The 20,027-nt window shown below is 44.2% G+C and carries 11 protein-coding genes; 5 read left to right on the forward strand and 6 right to left on the reverse strand.

The features are described from left to right. Window positions 1-407 precede the first annotated feature (407 nt). Window positions 408-6,236 carry a DUF3320 domain-containing protein gene (locus ACFS6H_RS02215; protein WP_386094759.1) on the reverse strand — a complete coding sequence of 1,943 codons (5,829 nt, stop codon included), beginning with the start codon at window positions 6,234-6,236 and terminating at the stop codon, window positions 408-410. A gap of 207 nt (window positions 6,237-6,443) precedes the next feature. On the opposite strand from ACFS6H_RS02215, the gene ACFS6H_RS02220 reads away from it, so the two are divergent. Continuing rightward, window positions 6,444-6,998 (forward strand): hypothetical protein, encoded by a 555-nt coding sequence (locus ACFS6H_RS02220; protein WP_386094761.1) that lies wholly within the window; start codon window positions 6,444-6,446, stop codon window positions 6,996-6,998. Between the two features lie 109 nt (window positions 6,999-7,107). Continuing rightward, window positions 7,108-7,794, forward strand: a complete 687-nt coding sequence (locus ACFS6H_RS02225) for a DUF7832 domain-containing protein (RefSeq protein WP_386094764.1) — start codon at window positions 7,108-7,110, stop codon at window positions 7,792-7,794. A gap of 110 nt (window positions 7,795-7,904) precedes the next feature. On the opposite strand, the gene ACFS6H_RS02230 is transcribed toward ACFS6H_RS02225, so the two are convergent. Together ACFS6H_RS02230 and ACFS6H_RS02235 are read right to left on the reverse strand one after the other, a co-directional pair. Next, window positions 7,905-8,654, reverse strand: coding sequence for a tetratricopeptide repeat protein (locus tag ACFS6H_RS02230; RefSeq protein ID WP_386094767.1), 750 nt, complete (start codon window positions 8,652-8,654; stop codon window positions 7,905-7,907). Further along, entirely contained in the window at window positions 8,644-9,234 is a 591-nt protein-coding gene (locus ACFS6H_RS02235) for an RNA polymerase sigma factor (protein WP_386094770.1), read from the reverse strand. Before ACFS6H_RS02235 ends, ACFS6H_RS02230 begins: the two co-directional genes overlap by 11 nt. A gap of 210 nt (window positions 9,235-9,444) precedes the next feature. Between ACFS6H_RS02235 and ACFS6H_RS02240 the strand changes: the two genes are divergently transcribed. The 3 genes from ACFS6H_RS02240 (at window position 9,445) to ACFS6H_RS02250 (ending at window position 16,974) form a co-directional block, all read left to right on the forward strand. Next, a complete protein-coding gene (locus tag ACFS6H_RS02240) occupies window positions 9,445-11,388 on the forward strand; it encodes an OmpA family protein (protein WP_386094773.1) in 1,944 nt (647 codons plus the stop codon). Between the two features lie 117 nt (window positions 11,389-11,505). Further along, window positions 11,506-13,548 (forward strand): PKD domain-containing protein, encoded by a 2,043-nt coding sequence (locus ACFS6H_RS02245; RefSeq protein WP_386094776.1) that lies wholly within the window; start codon window positions 11,506-11,508, stop codon window positions 13,546-13,548. Between the two features lie 300 nt (window positions 13,549-13,848). Further along, the gene (locus ACFS6H_RS02250; protein ID WP_386094779.1) at window positions 13,849-16,974 is read left to right on the forward strand and encodes a S41 family peptidase; all 3,126 of its coding nucleotides are present in this window, start codon (window positions 13,849-13,851) and stop codon (window positions 16,972-16,974) included. 82 nt (window positions 16,975-17,056) lie between these two features. Here the strand turns inward: ACFS6H_RS02250 and ACFS6H_RS02255 are convergent, their stop codons facing one another. The 3 genes from ACFS6H_RS02255 to ACFS6H_RS02265 form a co-directional block, all read right to left on the reverse strand. Then, window positions 17,057-18,016: a polysaccharide deacetylase family protein gene (locus ACFS6H_RS02255; RefSeq protein WP_386094781.1), complete on the reverse strand. Its 960-nt coding sequence runs from the start codon at window positions 18,014-18,016 to the stop codon at window positions 17,057-17,059. Window positions 18,017-18,615: 599 nt separating this feature from the next. Continuing rightward, complete coding sequence (locus ACFS6H_RS02260; RefSeq protein WP_386094784.1) at window positions 18,616-19,650, reverse strand: response regulator; 1,035 nt, start codon at window positions 19,648-19,650, stop codon at window positions 18,616-18,618. Next, on the reverse strand, window positions 19,647-20,024 hold the full coding sequence (locus tag ACFS6H_RS02265; RefSeq protein ID WP_386094787.1) for a response regulator: 378 nt from the start codon (window positions 20,022-20,024) through the stop codon (window positions 19,647-19,649). The genes ACFS6H_RS02260 and ACFS6H_RS02265 overlap by 4 nt, the downstream gene beginning before the upstream one ends. Between the last annotated feature and the right edge of the window lie 3 nt (window positions 20,025-20,027).

The raw sequence follows: 20,027 nt of genomic DNA on the forward strand, positions 1-20,027 counted from the left end.
TTATACTGGTGCAACGGTTATTGGTGAATATTTGCGGTTGGGTGGTGGTATAGATTAGCTTAAATAAACATTCGACCCCTCCGGGGTCGTGGTTGCTTTTTTATTCATAAGCTATAAATATGGTATCCCGATGGGATACCTGATAAGCTTGCTGTCACATCGACGAAGGAGAGGTATCCTTCAACAGCATAGCGTATTCATTAGGATGAGATGCCTCCTGCGTCGCATGACGTTACTGGGCGAACGAAGGAAAGGTCTCCTGGCAAGAAAGTTTAGTATCACAAAGGTTCACAAAGGGTTTGCACGGAGTGACACAAAGTAGTCACGCCTCCTGCGTCGGCATGACGTAATCCCGCAAACACCTTTCACCGCTTTCAGCTTTTAGCTTTTTGCTTTACCCTTACCCCTTAAACTTTATGATGCGATGCTTCACTGATCTTTACCCGACCATCTTCCCTTATAATTTTACCATCTTTTTCTGCCATATCAATGGCATAGCGCAACAAACTGTCTATTTGCTTGCCCACTTTGCTAAAACCAAAACTGCGACAGAGATACCGTACCAGTTCTTCCTCATCAATGCTGAGATTGTAAGCCACTACTTCTTCCAGCGCTACGATGATCTCTTCGGGAGCAATATCTTCTATGTTACGTTTTTCCGTTTCATTACTGCGATAATGATCCATCTCGGCCACAGGTGCAGTCCAGTAAAAAGGTTGATGGTGCCGGGTTGTTGTAAGGTCCATTTCGGTAATGATCTCCTGCAGGTAGGCTTCCAGTTTTGTTCCTACACGACTGATATTCCATGCCTGTAATATTTTCCTGTACAACCAGTTTTTACTGATCGGCGCTTCCATGGCTACCAGCATTTGTACCTGCTGCACGAGGCGTTGCCGGTACTGCGCTTCATAGATAGCATCGTTACCGGCACCAGGTATTTTACTGAGCGTATGGGCCAGGTAAGGTTTTTGTTTTTTTACAGGCACCAGGGGTACTGCTTCGGTTACTGCCGTAAAAGCCGGGAACCCGGCACTATCCTCTTCTGCCGGTTCCTGTATCCCGGTCCCTGTAACTAGTGCTGGTTGCTGTACCAACTGTTGCACTTTGCTCACTATGCCGTCAACGATCTTATCGCTGTTTTCATACCAGTCCATGGTCCAGATACGGTGCAGGTTCCAGCCCAATGCTTTTAATACCCCGGGCATAACCATTTCCCGGTCGTTGGCCGTACGGGCATTGTAGTAGTAAGGCCCATCAATTAAAATACCCAGTATATATTGCTTTTCTTTCTGCGGATGTACCACCCCTATATCGATCTTAAAGCCGGAAGTGCCGATATCGCATTGTACCTGCAAACCCTGTTCCTGCAAACGCTGACCAATAGCCTGTGACAGCTGGTGATTATCTATCTGAACATCCTGTGCCGGTAAAGCCAGGTGACCGTTTTGGGCAAATTGTAAAAATGCTTTTAACCCTGCAACACCTTCGGCTGCTGTACGGTTCAGGTCTATCTGGTCTGCAACCAGTGTGGCAAACACATGCATTTCATACCTTGCACGGGTCACTGCTACATTTAAACGGCGCCAGCCACCATTGCGGTTAAGCGGACCAAAGTTCATGGTCATTTTACCTTCCTGGTCCGGGGCATAGCCCACAGAGAAAAGAATATTATCCCTTTCATCACCTTGCACATTTTCCAGGTTTTTAATAAAGAGTGGTTCCGTAGCTTCATTAGCCCATTGTTCCAGTTGTGCATCCTTACTATACAGGGCCAGTAATTTATCTTCTACCAGGTTTTGCTGGGTTTGGCTGAAAGTTACCACACCCAAACTATAGACCCGTTTTGCCGGATCGCTGTAATGCGCCCTTATATATTGTACAATAGCATCGGCTTCAAAACTATTGGTGCGGGTTTTTCCTTTATCATAATGCCCGGGTACATGATGGTACTGCACTTTACGGTTCAGGTCATCGGCCGAAGGGAAGGTAAGTAATTTGTTTTCGTAGTAGCTGGCATTACTGAAGGCAATTAAACTTTCGTGTTTACTGCGATAATGCCGCAGCAGGTATTTAGAGGGAATAGAGAGTGATAAACAATCGTCCAGTATACTTTCCAGGTCTTCTATCTCCGCATCTTCTTCGTCTGTTTTATTGGTGCTGAAGAAGGAAGTAGGCGGCATCTGTTTGGGGTCGCCCACGATCACAGCCTGTTTAGCACGCGCCAGGGCACTTACCGCTTCACAGGTGGGTAACTGGGAGGCTTCGTCAAAAATAACCAGGTCAAAATGATCGGTATTCACATCAAAGTATTGTGCTACTGATATAGGACTCATGAGCATACAGGGCGCCAGCCTGGGTAATAAGGTGGGTAACTGGTCAAACAAACGGCGGATGCTCATTCCCCGGCCACGGTTACGTATGGCCCTTTGTAAAATACCGGGTTCTGAACTCTGCATGGCATCAACGGTTGTATTAGGCAATTGTGCCGCCAGTTTCATACGCAGGGTCTGAATGGTGAGTTGCTGGAACTCTTTGGCTATTTTTTTATACTGTTCAATTTTACTTTCAAAAAGGCCGGCATTGAAGAGACTTAGCGATTCATGTGCTTCTATCACATACTGCGCTGTAGCTGTGTGCACACTGTAATGGTAACAGTCAGTAATAGCTGCAGCTGTGCATTCTCCCGTTTCAAACGCATGGATCAGCCAGTCCAGTTGTAAAGCTTTACCTGCATTTGTTTGCTGCACATAATTCATCCAGTCCTTTAAGCGGGGTAAGTGCTGTTGCAGTTGTTCCAGGAATTTTTCTGTATCAGGCAGCCAGTTTTCACCTGCAGGTATCGTTGCGCCTGTTAATACCTGGTATTGTTGCAGTACCTGGCCGGTATGCAGGGCTTTATCCAGCAACGCTTGCCATAAAGCGGGTTGCAAGCCTTTCACATCACCGGTGTAAAACAACTGTTGTTGTTGAAGTTCGTTTATCCATTGTTGCAGTGCCGGACGGCCAAAAGGTAACATCATGGCGGCAATGCGCTGCACCATGGTGGCTTTCAGGTCAATATCCGTTATATCCGTCTGCTCTTCCTTATATAAATTTTTTAATGCCCTTTGTACGGTAGTATACCGGTCCTGTTGCAGCGTGGCCTGCTCCTCCCGCAGTTGCCGGTACAGGCTAAAGAACTGTAAGACTGCCGCATCATTGTTCACCGGCGTATGTTTATACAGGGAAAGTTGTTTTTTTATACTGCGTTTGTTCCACCATTTGGGTAAAAACCAGGATTGTTCTGCCTGTTTCCATTGCCTGTCGAGTGTAGTGATATCTGCAGATAAAATATCGCGGCTATAATCAGCGGTTATATTTTTAAATGCCTGCAGGTAATTTTTAAAATGACGGTGCCAGTCTTCATAAACTTCATAATTATCCTTATCTGCTAAATATTGTACCAGGGTGAGTGGCATATCCGGCAGGTTTTTAAAAGCCTGTACCATGGCCACAAATTGTTCCTGGCTTGTTTTCGTTTGCAATGCAAAAGGAAAATGTATCGCTGCTGCCAACGCCATAACCGCTTGCTGGTAACCGGGCAGTGCTATTAATAACTGTTGTACCTGTGCCCCGATTGTTTCCTGCAGGGTAGCCGTATATTGTTTTACCTGCAGGAAGGCCAGCGGGTTTTCCTTTGGATGAATGACCAGGCCGGCAATGGATTGATATACCGGCACCCAGTCTTCCCACTGTTGCCACAGTTGTTTATCCAATGCTTTTATGACATGTGTAGGTATAGGTTGCGGTTTAACAGCCAGCGACCTGTATTGTTCCAAAGCCGTAATACTGTCATAAAGACTCCGTCCCCAGTGTTGTTGCCGGTGCAGCAGATTTACATAATCGCTGATCTGTTTTTTGGCAGCATCCAGCCGCCGGGCTTCCTGTTCAAAGTCAACCGTACTGGTAAGTTTGGCTGTTTCCAGGGTTTTTGCCAGTTGTGCCAGCACATCCGATTTTTTGGATTTATTGGAATGCAGTTCCAGGGCAAAAGGCGCCAGTCCTATTTGTTCCAGCCGTTTATGCACTACATCCAGGGCCGCTTTTTTAGCCGCAACAAATAATACCTTTTTACCCCGGTATAAGGCATCGGCGATCATATTGGTGATGGTCTGCGATTTACCGGTACCCGGAGGGCCATGTAAAATATAGCTCCGGCCTGTTTGTGCAGTGAGTACCGCCTCCATCTGTGATACATCGGTAGCGATAGGTAGGGTCAGCGAAGCAGCGCCGATGGCATCAAAATCAGTATGGGCCATTGTTTCATCGCCCACATCAAAAACCGGCTTACCCGCTACCAGGCTCCGCACCATATCACTTTCCAGTAATGCATCCTGGTGATCCACCAGGTCCTTCCACAGTATAAGTTTATTAAAAGAAAAATTGCCTAATACAAGTTGTTCCTCTACATCCCAGCCTTTTAACTGCATCACCGCCCGGCGTAACATGCCCATTACCTTGGCCACATCCACACCTTTTTCATCATAAGGTAATTGTTCCAGTCCGCCCAGGTTTAACTGGTATTCCTGCCGCAGGAACTCCAGTAAAGTAATATTGATCATCACTTCCTCTTCCCGGCTTTTCAACGTAAAGCGACTGTTCACCGAACGGCGGTTCAACTCCACCGGCACCAGTAAAACCGGCGCAAACCGGGGCTGATCGGGTGTCTTAATATCGTACCATTTTAACAGCCCTACTGCCAGGAACAAGGTACTGGAACCATTTTCTTCAATAGCCTGTTTGGCACTACGGTGCATATAGGTCAATATTGTATCCAGGTCCTGCGGATGATAATGTGTGAGCAGGCAGTTCGCTTTCAGTTCTTCGTTGGCCAGCTGGTATAAAGGTGATGAATGATGCAAAGGCTGGGTGAACAGGTTATACTTTCTTAACAGTTCTGCTGCGGGGTTGGGTATGATCGTAAAAGTCTTCCCTTCACTGAGTGTATCTTCCAGGTGACTGATATCAATATCGGCCAACTGTAACATATTACGGGTCATGCGCAGGTTGAGCAGGTTATTCCGCAATGAGAGATCGAGTAGTTTACGCTCCCATAATTTCTGTTTGGTGAGGGTTTGTTTGTGTTGTAATAACTCATCGGTATACACGGTGCCGATATTAAAATCCGTTTCCGGCAATATATGCGTTTCCTTACCCAGTATATCTTCGGTTGACAGGCCGGCTGTATTATCCGTTAATAATGGCAGGGGGCGGATGCGGGCTGTGCGGGCTCTTTTAATATCTACCGACAACAGGAAATTTTCACTTTCCACCAGTTGTGCTTCGCCACTGTATAGGGCCTGTGTAAAAGATGTCTTATTGCCTTTGCAGACACTGGTGGCTTCTATTGCCGCCATTTCATGAATGCCCTTGCTCAGGCGTTTGGTAATGGCGGTTTTATCATCGTTCACTGTTTCGGTAAATTTATCGTTGTGTAACCAGCAGCCTACAAAAGCATGACCCTGCACAATAATTAAAACAGGGTTCAGGTCCACCGCTTCCAGGCAGGCCGCAAACAATAAACTAAGGTCAATACAGTTGGCAAATTTTTCCTTGCGGATAGTATCCAGCAGTCTTAACCGCTGCCCGGTTTCTTCATAACCCGGTGCCAGGGCACTGTATACGATCTCTTCGCTTTGAATGGCGGAGTAAATAGCCGACATTAATTGTAATACCCTTTCCGGGCTGTTACTTTGATAGCCTTCAAAAGCCGTTTGCAGGTTTTGTTTTAATAAAATATCGACCGCTTTATTTTTGATGGCGTATACATAAGAGTGATTAGGTGTCACATAGGCCGCGATCAGCTCGGGCAATACCTGGAAGCCGCCAAAGTATTCCAGCGGATGCACAGCAATAGTAATATCTTCTGCAGCCAGTTTTGTTTCGTTTTGCCATACAGTTATAGAGATCATCGCTTTTTCCGTTTCGGATAAACGGCTTAAAAAATCGCGGTTCACTTTTAATTGTTCCAAAGGGATTTTGATATCCTTACCCGCAGGGATGCCGGCTATATCGTAAGTAAAACTTTCTATACAGGGGATATTGGCCGCAATACGCAACTGCAGGTTTCCCAACAATTGATTGCTAGTATTTTCCAGCGTGAGTTCACGTATTAACGGAATATTATTAAGATATAGGGAGATATTTAAAAATGGGAAGACCTGTTTATGGATAACTAACGCGGCACCGGGCATCATAACATCAGTGATTAAAATGTTTAAATGTACAATAAAAATGGATGTCCTGCCCCTGGTGGAAAATGTTTAACATCCCTGGTTTTTAAACAGTATCCCGGATATGCCTGACCAATAAAACCGGTATTTAAACTTATGTATATTTGATTACTATGGCTTTAGCCGTTTACCGGAGCCAGGCAAACTAAACACCTGATTAAAATAACAGAAATGGAGATCTACAAACTCAATAATGACCATCATTATAAGAATATTACCGGAATTGATGCGCCAACCATTACACAGTTTCATGATTTTAAAGGGCAGGAATTAAGCAAGGCCTGGATCACGCCCCAATTCGATTTGCTTGAACATGTAGCAACACTAAGTACTGAAAAAAAGAGTGACAGATCTAAGTTGGCTGATTTTGATCTGCGCTGTTATGGAAATATCCTGATCGTAAAATCAAAATACAATAAACTTTTTGCAGGTTTGGCTATTGAATTTCTGCCCGTAAAGATTGTTTCGCTGGATGAGGAGTTTTCATTCATAAATGTACTCACCATTGTAGCAGCAATCAATTTTACCGGCTTAGATTATAAACAATCTATGGATATGCTGAAAAGTGATAACATTAATTTTGATAAAGCAGCAATAACCGGCAATCATTTATTCCGTGATAAAAAGATTATCAATTTTTATTATTGCACCGGTCACTTTAAAAAAATAATTGAAGACAACCAGCTTAAAGGGTTGCACCTTAAAAAAGCCGGTATTGCCAGTTAAAAAATAAAGCTACCATTATAACAGAAATATAAGATATGATCAAAGGCCCAGGGCTCAGTGACAAGAAAGGTTTTCAATTTCAGTATATTTAAATATTGCACTCAATTTTATGACAACATATCTCACAAAAATAGAAGAAGGTCAAACGCATCATTTCAGAGCAACCGTTGATGGCTTTGGCGTTGATATTGTCCAAGGTATATTTTACAATTTTATGGGCAAATATTTTATTGGATGCGGTGATAACGCTTCCGCAATTAAAAAATATAATGAATTAATTGCCGAAAATTTAAAAGATGGATTTAAGGTTACTGAATTTAAAGAAACATTTGAGAATTCAACTGATGTATATGATAAGGCAAAATGGCATTATGGAGGAGATTTTCCGGTAGAGCTTAACTACTTTCAAGGTCATGTACATACTGGAATGTTTATAGGGTGGCTTATAGCTAATGGTCTTATGAGTGAAGAGTTTACCAATGTCCACGAAGAAGAAATAGAAGCTTTTGCTAAGAAAGAGCTAACAGGCTCACAGATTTTTGAGCGTAATTGCGACGGAGTTTTATTGCTTGAAGATGTAAGCGAATTAGGAAATAGGTTTGCCTTATACTATTTTGACTTTTCGAAAGGACAATATTTAAATGATTATGACGCTGTTTTATCTAATGACTTACCAACCATGTATCACGTACCGGATACCTGGGAGAACTTCGAAAAATTAAAACCAGTCTTAGATAAAAGATTTACCGAGTGGAAAAACCAGGATATCCAAAGGCCTTTTTGGAAATACTGGTAGACATATCTATTGGCAACATAGAGTTAAAGATCTGTCAATAATGAGGTAATTATAATTTTGGGGGAAACGACATTTACACAATACTAACGTATTTTATGATTCATTAATCTCTATCTTATTTTTTTCAACAATTCCTGAGCATTGGCATATTCTTCCGAGCCCTCTGGTATATTGTTTAACAAAGCTATAGCCGATGCTTTATCGTCCAGTTTATGGTAAGCCAGTGCCAGTAAAATAGCTGCTTTATCGCTAAATAAAGCTTTGGCCGCTATTGCCTGCTGTAAAGGACTCACACTCTCCTGGTAATTTTTAGTATGTAATAATGCAGCGCCATAATAAAACTGGTATAAAGGCCGGTCCGGTTGTTGAGTGGTTAATGTTTTAGCCAGGGGTAAGGCGGTTTTATAATCCTGGTCCTGGATGGCTTTTACCAGCCTGGTTTCATCAGTAGCATCACTGCCTCTTTCTACCAGTCCTACCGTATCAATATGCCCGTAGGTATCCATTAAATTGTCGCCGGTATAAAAAATACTGTAACCTGCAACAATGATGATGACAGCGGCCGCGGCGCTCATGACCCATTTTTTCCAGCTTTGCATGCCAATTACCTTAGCCTCCTTTTTTTCATCCGCTGCCTGTTTAAAGTATTGCGGATGAATATTGGCCAATGTATTTTTTAAGGCGGCTACCGATTCGCCGGTGGCAGTCTCCTGCTCTTCAAAAGCCAGGAGGTTACGGCAAACTTCTACCTGCTCCTGCAGGTCTGCATCCTGCTGCAGGGCTGTTTCAAAGGCGGCTTTTTCGGTATTATCCAAAGCCCCTTTCAGGTATAATATGATGGTATTGCTGTTAATTGTCATGATATAAAGTATGTGATACCCCGCGAATATTGTTTACTAACTGGTCAAGACATTCGGATTTTTTCTTACGCAGATAATTATAGGTAACACCCAGGGCCGTGGCCACTTCTTCCTGAGGTTTTGCCTGTAGTGTTGCCTTAATGATCTCCTGGCACCGGTCGGAAAGCTGTAACAATTGTGTTTTATATAATTGTTCCTTAGCTGCCTGTAAGGCTACCGTTTCGGCCAGCTCGTAACTCTCATCTGCCTTATGTAATAACAAGTCCTCGCTGTTTGTTACCTGTTTTTTGTAAGTTTTTTTTAACACATTCAGCCATTTCCTTTTAGCTACCAGTATAAAGAAGCTATCAAAGGGACAGGTGAGTACCAGTTTACCGGCCTGGGCCTGTTTAAAAATATCAATGATGGTTTCCTGAAAAATATCGCCGGCTTCCTCTTCGCTGCCATTATTATTGACAACATAGGCTTTTATTTTTCCGGATAACCGGCTGTAAATACCATTAATAGTGGCACTGTCGTGTGCCAGCAAACCTTGCAGGATATGGTTATCAATATGCGGTGTAAGGGGGTTATTGCTCATTGAAACAGGAAGTTATAACGATTTGACAAATTAACTGAGAAAATATTGTCCGCAGGGGGTAACAAAATAATCAGCGGGATGATATATACATAGGGTGATGGGTTTACCGGGATGCTGAACAGGATTACTACAGTACAAGTGAGTGACACAACAGGTGCTGATAGCAGCAATACAGCCGGTAACCTTATTTAAACACTAAAACGTTGAGTTATGAAAAAAGTAAACAGTTTATTGGCCTTGTTTTTATTATTTGCCATTGTTAGCCGTGGCCAGCAGAGCGATTATGCAAAAGGTAATTTTTATGTTGGCGCCCAGGGCGGTTACCTGTTTAAAAATAAAGCCAACAACGATAACAAAGCCTGGCATTTAAAGGACGGCCGTTTTGCCGAACTGAATATTGGTTATAAAAAGAATAGCTGGGGCATTGGCGGCTCACTGGGTTACCTGTTATTACAACGTGACCCTAAAAAGTTTGAAACCCATTATGTGAACCGCCGCCAGATGTACGATAGTGTAACGGCCGGTATTGTGCCGCCGCTGACAGCGGGTTTTGATGTACAGCCGCAGGACCTGCAGTTTGGAAAAGCGCAGCATGCCCAATTTGAATACGAGGACCTGGACAGCTATTATTTTTTGTTAGGCCCTGAGTACTGGTTAGGCAAGGGCCGGTGGAAAGGTTTATTGCAGGCCCAGGCCGGCGTGGGCTATACACAGTTTGGTTATTACGTGGTTAACGGCAGAACCGATATGATAAAGGAAACCGAATTGTACCAGGATGCCGGGGGCAATAATTACGATGTGACCGCCAGCGCCGATTATGTGAATTTTGGCGGTACAACCAAGACCTTTAATACCGCATCGGGTAATGTGACCGGTATCATAACGGATAAACGGGTGATACATTTTATGGCGAGGGCCACTGCCTCGGTAGAGTATTTTATTACCCCGACAATTGCCGCACATATCAGTGGTAGCTACTGGTATATTCCTTCGCCTGAGATGACCGCTTTCAGCAGCGACCAGGGCAGTTATGTATACCAGACCCAGCCCACCGGCCCGGCTTACCAGGGTAGGTACAGCTTTACCAATAACTACAGCTCCAACACCATCAGTAATTTTAGTGCCAATGCCGGCATTAAAGTATTCCTGCATAAAAATACCAAAACACCTAAACCCGCACCGGTAAAAGAACCGGTACCGGAGGCCGTTGCCCCAACACCCGCACCTGTTGTTAAAGCCGTTGCTAAAGATGTGGTCATTGTAGTGAAAGACAAACAGACCGGTTTAGCCCTGGGTGGTGTACAGGTACAGGTATTAAAAGACGGTGCCTATTATACCACCGGCCTAACCGATCAGAACGGTCAGCTGGAAAAAATTACAGCCGTATCGCCCGGTAATTACACCATTAAAGGCAGCAAAAATAATATTGCCACCAACAGTGTTGATATTACCACCACCGATTTTGAACAGGAAGCAAAAAACATTTTTAAAGAGTTGTTACACGATGATCCCCGCTTTACGTTGATCGGCACTACCGTGAACAAGAAGGATAAAAGTAATTTATCGGGCATCAATACATCCCTCACCAATGTATTCAATGCCGGTGTAACACACCAGGTATCCGATGCCGGCGGCAAGTTTATTTACCAACTGGAACAGGGCACCGATTATACCGTAGTAGCCAATGAAAAAGGATTTTTCAGCAACAGTGAAACCGTTACTACCAAAGGCCTGGACAGGAGCAAGACCCTGTACACCACCCTGTTATTAGGTATTGATGAATTATCGGCCGGTAACCAGTTTGAACTAAAGAACATTCTTTACCCGCTGAACAAAGCTGATATTACGCCGGAAGCCGCCCTGATACTGGACCGCCTGGTAAACACCATGAACGATAACCCGGAGCTGGAAATAGAGTTATCATCGCATACCGACAGCCGTGGTTCGGCAGCGTATAACCAAAGCCTTTCGCAAAAACGTGCCCAATCGGCCATTAACTACCTGGTGAAGAAAGGCATTGCCAAAAAACGACTGGTAGCCAAAGGTTATGGTGAAAGCAGGTTATTAAACAGTTGTGCTGATGGCACTAATTGCAGCGAAGAAGAGCATGCTATTAACCGGAGAACAGAGATCAAAGTGCTTAAAAATAACTAAAACCATAAACCCTGTGATACATTTTGCCGGTTGCCTGCGTGCAACCGGCTTTTGAATTAACAAAACATTGATTAACTTTCTACTCGTTTGCAAGGGCAGGACCAAAATTGAACAACCATGACGAAACTGTTTACCATAGGCTGGGCATTATTATTTACCGGTTTAACCGCCTCGGCGCAAACCAAAAAACCGGTTGCTGACAGCACAGCCACTACTGACAGTATTATTGTAACCCCGACGGAAGATGGATTAAAGTTTTCGTCATTTCTCCGCCCCTTACTACAAATAGCCGGCGCCCCGGAACCTTTTTATACTTATTTCTGGGAATTTGGGGATGGCAGTTTTTCCTTTGAGAAAGAGCCGACACATAGTTTTTTAAACAATGCTGAATACGAAGTCCGTTTGATTGCCACCAACCATTATGATGATGGTAAACGTCCGCCTGTAAAATCAAGGCCGGTGCGGGGAAGCAAATCCAAAAAATCAGCCCTTGCCTCGGTAAATCCTAAAAATTATTTTACTGAGAACCAGCAATTATTCATCCGTAACAATGCCGACCCCAAACCCGGTGAAGATATGGTTTGTGTACTGGGTTATAAGTTTGACAGCGGCCTTACCGCAGCTGACTCACTCAAAGGTACACTGGCGTTGTTTTTCAATGAAAAGGAATTTAAATCGGACAATTTTGCCCTGACCGATGTGCGCCGGTACGCCAATGAAAAAACGGCTGAAGAAAAAGAACTGGTAGCAGTGGCCGAAAGTAGGATGGTATATGAACCGGACTGGCAACTGATGGCTTTTCACGGACCATCGGGAGAAATACCGGAGGAGAGTGGTACTTACAAACGTGATGAGACCTTTACCAATTTGCTTAAGGAAAAGATCAGCCTGTTTAAGAATATTAAAGTATGGAAAGTAGCTTCCCTGGCAGGAGAAGCCAATAATATGTTCTTTCAATTACAAACCACCCCGGAGATGATCAAAGACACCAACGCCACCGTAGTAGTGACAGCGGTTTTTATTCCAGACGATCCCACCCTGGGTGCAGAGATCACCGACCTGGAGATGCAGATCGTTGCCTCGCATGACCCCAATAAAATGAAGGCCAGCCGCAACCTGCTGAACTATCGCTGGGTGAGTAAGAACAGGAAAATGAAATACACGGTTCATTTTCAAAATACGGGTAAAGGTCCGGCCAGGCGCATTGAACTGCAAACACAGATACCGCCTTATATTAACCCGGCCACCCTGCGGGTGATTAACCAATACCCCGAATGCCCGCCCTGTGCCGTTGCTGCTCCCGGCCGCAGTTGCCTGGATACCATTATCCGTAAGGACACAGCCTTTTTTATTTTTAAAAATATTTACCTGCCCGGCACTACCCAGGATGGTGTAAATGATACTGACAGCACCAAGGGTTTTGTACAGTTTGAAGCTAACTTTATTCAGCGGGTACCTAAAAAATCATTCGAAGGCCGCACCGCCATTATATTTGACAAGAACCCGCCCATTATTACCAATGTTTCACGTACCCGCTTTGCACCAGGTTTATCGCCGGGCATTATTGCGGGTTATTATACCAATAACCTGAGCGCAGATAAAGCATTATCACAAAACGTAAAAAAAATACAGGGCAAACACCAGGCGGTATTGGGTGCAAGCCTGTCGGTGTACTCATCCTATAAACCTTATTTGCAGGGCGAGTTTTTTTTACGTTACCAACCGCAACAATCGTTTACCAGTACCGAAAGTAAACCCACCAGCAGTTACATTTTGTACAATGGCCGCGATTACCGGGTGCTGGAACAACGCAACGAAGTACAGGTGCATGCTTTATACAATGATATTGCCGGGCTGGTGCGCTACAGCTTCAATAATTATATAGGAGCGGAAACGGGCATTATGGCTTCCTACCTGGTAAGCGGCAGCACCCGCCAGCATTATGATTATGTGCTGGAAGGAGTGAATGGCACGGCCAATATCCGCTTTGATTCTCTGGTCAGCACGCAAAAACAGTCCTTTGCCAATATACAACCCGCTTTTATAGGTGGTGTTTACCTGGGCAGGGTACGTTCAGGTCCGTCAATAGGCCTTCGTTACCTGTATTACCTGCAGCAGCCTTATTCAAGGTTTTTTATTTATGCAACGTGGAAACTGTAGGGCGGATTTAGGATTTGGAAGAGAGATTTGAGAGGTCAGAAGTCAGATCTGAGATCTGTATTCCAGTTATTGGTTAAAGGTTAATCGTTAATAGTAAATCACGAAACAATACGAACCCCAACCTTTGAACCTCTTGAACATTTGAACTTTTTGAACCTTTGAACGTCTTGAACCTCCCCTAACTTTAAACATTAAACCTTAAACTTTAAACCGTCCTTCCTCCATTCATCCAAATTACCGGTTGCTTATTCCCATTTTACAAGGTTTACTTGTACATTCATAGCTTAAAATAAACCGTGTATGAATAAAATAGTTTTCGCTTTGCTTTTACTTGCCGGAGTACCGGTCATGGCCCAGACAGGGACTTATTTTTTATCTAACCCCTGCCTTACCCCGGACGGGCAAACCGTGATCTTTAGTTTTGAGGGCGACCTGTGGAAGGCTGCCGTGGCCGATGGACAGGCCAGCCGCATTACTGCCATGCAGGGCTATGAAACCAGCCCCAGGGTATCGCCTGATGGTAAATGGATAGCTTTCACCGGCAGGCAGTATGGTAATGCCGATGTGTATATTATGCCCGTGAACGGGGGTGATATAAAACAGGTTACTTACCACAGTGGTAACGATGAAGTGACCGGCTGGAGCTGGGACAGCAAAGAAGTTTATTTTAACAGCAACCGCCTGGGACAGAACCATGGTTTTACCGTAGCAGCCACAGGCGGCACACCCAAACGCGTTTTTGGTGAATATTTTTTCCAGTACGACCATAACCTGGTAGCCCATCCCAATGGCGAAATATTTTTCAGTGATACCTGGGAAAGCGCCAATCAGGCACAACGTAAACGATACAAAGGTCCTTTTAACCCCGAGATACAATCCTACCAGTTTGCCACTAAAAAACATAAAGTGTATACTACCTGGGAAGGAAAGGATTTTGCCACCACCATTGACAAACAGGGCAATATCTACTTTTTGTCGGATGAGGCAAACGGGGAGTACAACCTCTACACTTTTGAGAACGGTAAAAAGAAGGGGCTGACCAAATTTCCCACCTCATTAAAAACACCCGTAGTTAATGCCAATGGCGGTAAAATTGTTTTTGAGAAGGAGTACCAGCTGTGGCTATATGATGTAGCAGGTAATAAGGCTAATAAGCTGAATATTGTGATTAACCGTAATAACACTTTACCAAAAGACAAAGACTATAGCATAGGCAGGAATATCAGCAATTTTGATATTTCGCCCGATGCCAAAAAGATTGCTTTTATTTCCCGCGGCGAATTGTTTGTAAGTGATATTGAAGGCAAGTTTGTACAGCAGGTAGATAAAGGCAGTGTAGAAAGAGCGGTACAGGTAAAATGGCTGGCCGATAATAAAACGCTTTTGTTTAGCCAGACCTTTAACGGTTATACCAACTGGTTTACTATTACTGCTGATGGCTCGGCAGCTTTAAAACAGCTGACCAAAGATGCGAAGAATAACCGCGGTATAGTTTTCAACAAAAAAAGAGAGCAGGCTGTTTTTCTTTCCGGTCGTGATGAAGTAAAACTGATGGACCTGAAGACCTTTGCCGTTAAAACAATTGCTAAAGATGAACTATGGGGTTTCCAGGGAAGTACACCGGGATTCTCTCCCAACGATGAGTATATTATATTTACCGCTTTTAGGAATTTTGAGCAGGATATTTTTGTTCACCATATAAAAGACAATAAAACCACCAACCTGACCAATACAGGTATAACTGAAGCCGGACCCATCTGGTCACCCGATGGTAAATATATTTACTTTACCTCGCAGCGTTTAAAACCCTCCTACCCGTTTGGTATGCCCAATGCCAAAGTTTACCGTATAGCGCTGGAAAAATTTGATGCCCCTTACCGTAAAGATAAATACGATGCCCTGTTTGCCGAGGAGAAGAAAGACACGGCCAAAAAAGACAAAAAACCGGAAGTTGCAGTAAAGAATATTACGATTGATACCGATAAAATATTGGAACGCATTGAGCAGGTAAGCCCCTCGTTTGGCGCACAAAACCTCACCTATGTTTACCAGAAAGGCGATAAAACACAGGTATTATACGCCAGCAATCATGCCGAAGGCAAAACAGCCCTGTGGAAAACCGTGATTGAGCCTTTTGAGGATAATAAAACAGAAAAAATAAATGGTACCGATAACAGTTTTGTTGGTTCCATTGTAGATGTAAATGATAAACTATATGCATTATCCGGCGGGGCAGTTAATAAACTGAACCTGGATGCCAATAAAATAGACCCTATCAACATCAATTTTACCTTCCGCAGAAACCTGGCCAGCGAGTTTGCACAAATGTTTGAAGAAGCCTGGGCACAGATGGAAGAGAATTATTATGATGAAAAATTTCACGGGCTGGACTGGGCCAAAACCAAAAAGTACTACCAGCAGTTTATTCCTTACCTGAATAACCGTTCCGACCTGCGCGTATTGCTGAATGATATGCTGGGTGAATTAAACTCCTCGCACCAGGGCTTTGGTACTTTTGGCAGCGATGAAGCCATTGCACTCAGCAACAGCACCATGGAAACCGGTATCCTGTTTGACAATGATAATCCCTACCTGGTTAAAAGAGTAGTGGCCCGTTCCGCGGCCGATAAAAAGGAGATTGATGTACAGCCCGGTGATGTGCTGACGAAAGTGAATAATATTACCGTTGATAAAAACACCGACCGTAACTTTTATTTCACCAAACCTTCGCAGGACCAGGAGCTGGAATTGACCTTTGACCGCAAAAGCAAACCGGTTGTGGTAAAAGTGCATCCGCAGTCAAGCCTGTTTGGTAATTTGTATGACGAGTGGGTGGACAATAACCAGAAAAGGGTAAATGAAAAAAGTAAGAACCGCATTGCTTACGGGTATATGAAAAACATGGGCCAGGGCGAACTGGAACAGTTTATTATTGATATGACCAATGAGCTGAACGGGAAAGATGCCCTGATATTTGACCTGCGTTATAATACCGGCGGTAATGTACACGATGAAGTACTGAAATTCTTATCGCAGAAGAATTACCTGAACTGGAAATACCGTGAAGGTAAACTGAGCACCCAATCGAATTTTGCACCGGCTGATAAGCCCATTATATTACTGATCAATGAACAATCACTGAGTGATGCGGAGATGACCTCGCAGGGATTTAAAGCGCTGAAGCTGGGTAAGATCATTGGTAACGGTACTTACCGCTGGATCATTTTTACCAGTGGCGTTGGCCTGGTGGACGGCTCTTCGGTAAGAATGCCCTCATGGGGTTGCTATACACTGGACGGAAAAGACCTGGAGATGACCGGTGTGGAACCCGATATAAAAGTGTTGAACAGTTTTGAGGATAAACTGACAGGCCGCGATCCGCAACTGGACAGGGCCATAGAAGAGATATTGAAGCAGTTGAAGTAATTGCTTTATGGATGTATAAAAAGGATCGGGGTTGGCTTTGCCAACCCCGATCCTTTTTATATCATAACCTGATGATGTTTTATTAACCGATAGCCGGTTTCACCACCCGGTTTGTATCCTTATTGATAGTGTTGTTCTTTCTTAAACTATCCGACTTTGACATGTTCCGTCTCAGCATACTGTCCGTTATTGATTTTTTCTTTACCCCGGGATAGTTACTCGCTACCGCAAATTCATACTCACTGTTTGCCTTTAACCGCCTGATCAGCTGGTGCAGTTGTAAGGAGTCTTCGGCATTTTTATACACCTGGTCATGCGCCAGTAATACCAGGTTGCCCGGTTGTTTGGTTTTATTTTTCAGCAACAGGCTGTCGATCTGGTTGGCCAGGTCATCGCCCGATTTAATGGCCCGCATGGTTTTGGGATTAAAATGCCATTCAAGGTCCCAGCCCAGCATATCATAACCTGCATTATACAGGGAGTCGGCAGCAGCTTTGGTTTTGGCATTGTCCGTAAACTGTATACTGTCTACCCGCCATATATTGCGGCCCGGCGTACGGCCAATACCATTTTTTAATTGTAACCGGTTAGTGGTCTTATGAAAATCGCTTACCACCGAATCGGGTAAGCTGTAAAATTTGTTATAACTGTTATACCAGGCATGGGTAAAACTATGGTTACAAAGTTCCACCAGTTTGCTGGCCTGTAAACTATCCCAGGTAACCTGCTGGGCCTTACTGCCAAAAGCATGCGCTCCTACCAGGAAGAAGGTCACCGGTATGTTCTCTTCTTTTACAATATTCAATACATTGTCCGTGCCCTTGTTGGGGCCATCATCAAAAGTGAGATAAATTTTCTTTTTCGGCTTTTTCTTTTCAGCAGCCGGGGCAGTGGCCACAGCTGTGTCCGTTTTGGATGTACCTGTTGTGGACTCCACGATCGTTTTAGGGGTACTATCGCAGGATACAAAAACAACAAAAGTTAATAAACAAAGGTAGTGGTAATACTTTGCGGCCGGAGGCTCGTCGTGATTGGTGCTCATGTGCTGGAGGTAAATTTTATGTGAAATTAATATGCCGGCACAGCTCCTTAAAATTGCTTTGGTTAAAAATTGTTTAAATCCTTTACCATTGTTCCATAAGTTTTTTGTTGCCGGCTGTAGTACCACCGGTCAGCAGTAGTTGCGTCGCACTCTTCATCGTTCGGTTCTTTGTGCAGCAGTTTTTTACTGCCGGGTATCTTGCAATGGGTCCTTTTCTTTTAGCTATTAGCACATTTATATGCGACCCCGCTGGGGTCGGGATTCATTGACGGTAGGGTGTTATAAATATATGATGCCGCTGGCATCAAAAGCAGCCGGGAGATAACAAGGTTACCCCGGTAATAATCACCGTCACCCCGACGAAGGAGAGGTCTCCTGAATAATAACAAACCTACATGGGCTGGAGGTGCCTCCTGCGTCGGCATGACGGAAAACGCAGCTCATTTTACGCCGGGTCTCCCGCAGGAGACCCGGCTTGAAAGAAACAAAAATCCCTTGCGAGGCACCGTGCTGATTAACGATATACAGCCGAAGTGTGCGACGCAAGGGACGATGAGGGATGTACGGTTGCCGACAAACCCCAAAAACTAATTAGCGGTTTAATCCATTACCTTATAGATATTGGTTAACCCTGTTTTATTTTTTAATGCTACCTCCCCGGCCTTTTGGCAATTGAAGGAGTCCTTTACCTTTTGGTAGGCGGTTTCGTTAATAATGATCTCGTTTTCTTTGGCCGTAGCCTGCAGCCTTTGCGCGGTATTCACCACATCCCCGATAACCGTGTAATCAAGCCGTTTTAAATTCACCGAGCCAATATTACCGGAGATCATTTCGCCGCTGTTAATACCAATGGAAACCTTGGGTGAGAAAGCCGTGCCTGACACCGGCAAGCCGGATACTTTGGCCCTTACGGCCAGGCTGGCTTCAATGGCCCTGTCCAGGTGATAGTCGCCGCGGAACACAGCCATTACCGCATCGCCAATAAATTTATCGATATAACCACCCTGGGCAATGATCTCCTTCACCATTACATCAAAATAACTGTTCAGCAGCTTTACCACTGTATCCGGTGATTCGGTTTCACTGATGGCCGTAAAGCTGCAGATATCAATGAATACCACCGTTGCCTCAATGGTTTCATTAGCCATTAAAGCCGATTCAAATTCCCGGCCGCCCATGAATTTAAGCACCGTTTCATCCACGTACATTTTAAGGATATTGTTTTCCTTAATGGCTTTCAGGGTTTCTTTTACCTGTAATACATGCGCCAGGGTCTTTTCCACGGTCAGCGACAGGTCTTCAAAATTGATGGGCTTGGTAATAAAGTCAAAGGCGCCACGGTTCATGGCTGTACGGATATTCTCCATATCGCCATAAGCCGATACGATCACCGATTTGATGAGGGAGTTGGATTCATTCAATTTACTCAGCAGGGTCAGCCCATCCATCTCCGGCATATTAATATCACTTAACAGTATATCAATATCGGGGTGCTGCTGAATTTTATCCAGGGCATCATTACCATTGCTGGCAAATACAAACTCGTATTGCTGTTCTCTTATTTTCTTCCGAAATTTTTGCCTGATCAGTACTTCCAGGTCTGCCTCATCGTCGGCCACTAAGATCTTGGTCATGCTTCAATATTTTTAAGTTTGTCCTTCAGGGCAATAAAATCAACGGGCTTGGTCAAAAAATCGTCGGCGCCCAGCGCTTTGGCGGTATTAAAACTTTCTGCGTCGCCGTAAGCGGTAATCATCATGACCCGTGGCGGAGGGGTAGCATATTTTTTCTTGATACGGTCCAGCAGTTCCAGCCCGCTCATACCGGGCATATTAATATCCGATAAAATAAGTACCGCTTCATGATCGTGCCGGTTAAGATAATCCAGCGCTTCCTCCCCTGAAAAAGCAAATGCAAAATTAAGTTCCTTATTCCTTATCTCTTTACGAAACCTTTGTTCAAATAAAGTCTGTACATCTCTTTCGTCGTCTACAACCAATATGTTCATGTT

This window comes from Terrimonas rubra (assembly GCF_042686025.1).
GTDB lineage: Bacteria > Bacteroidota > Bacteroidia > Chitinophagales > Chitinophagaceae > Terrimonas > Terrimonas rubra.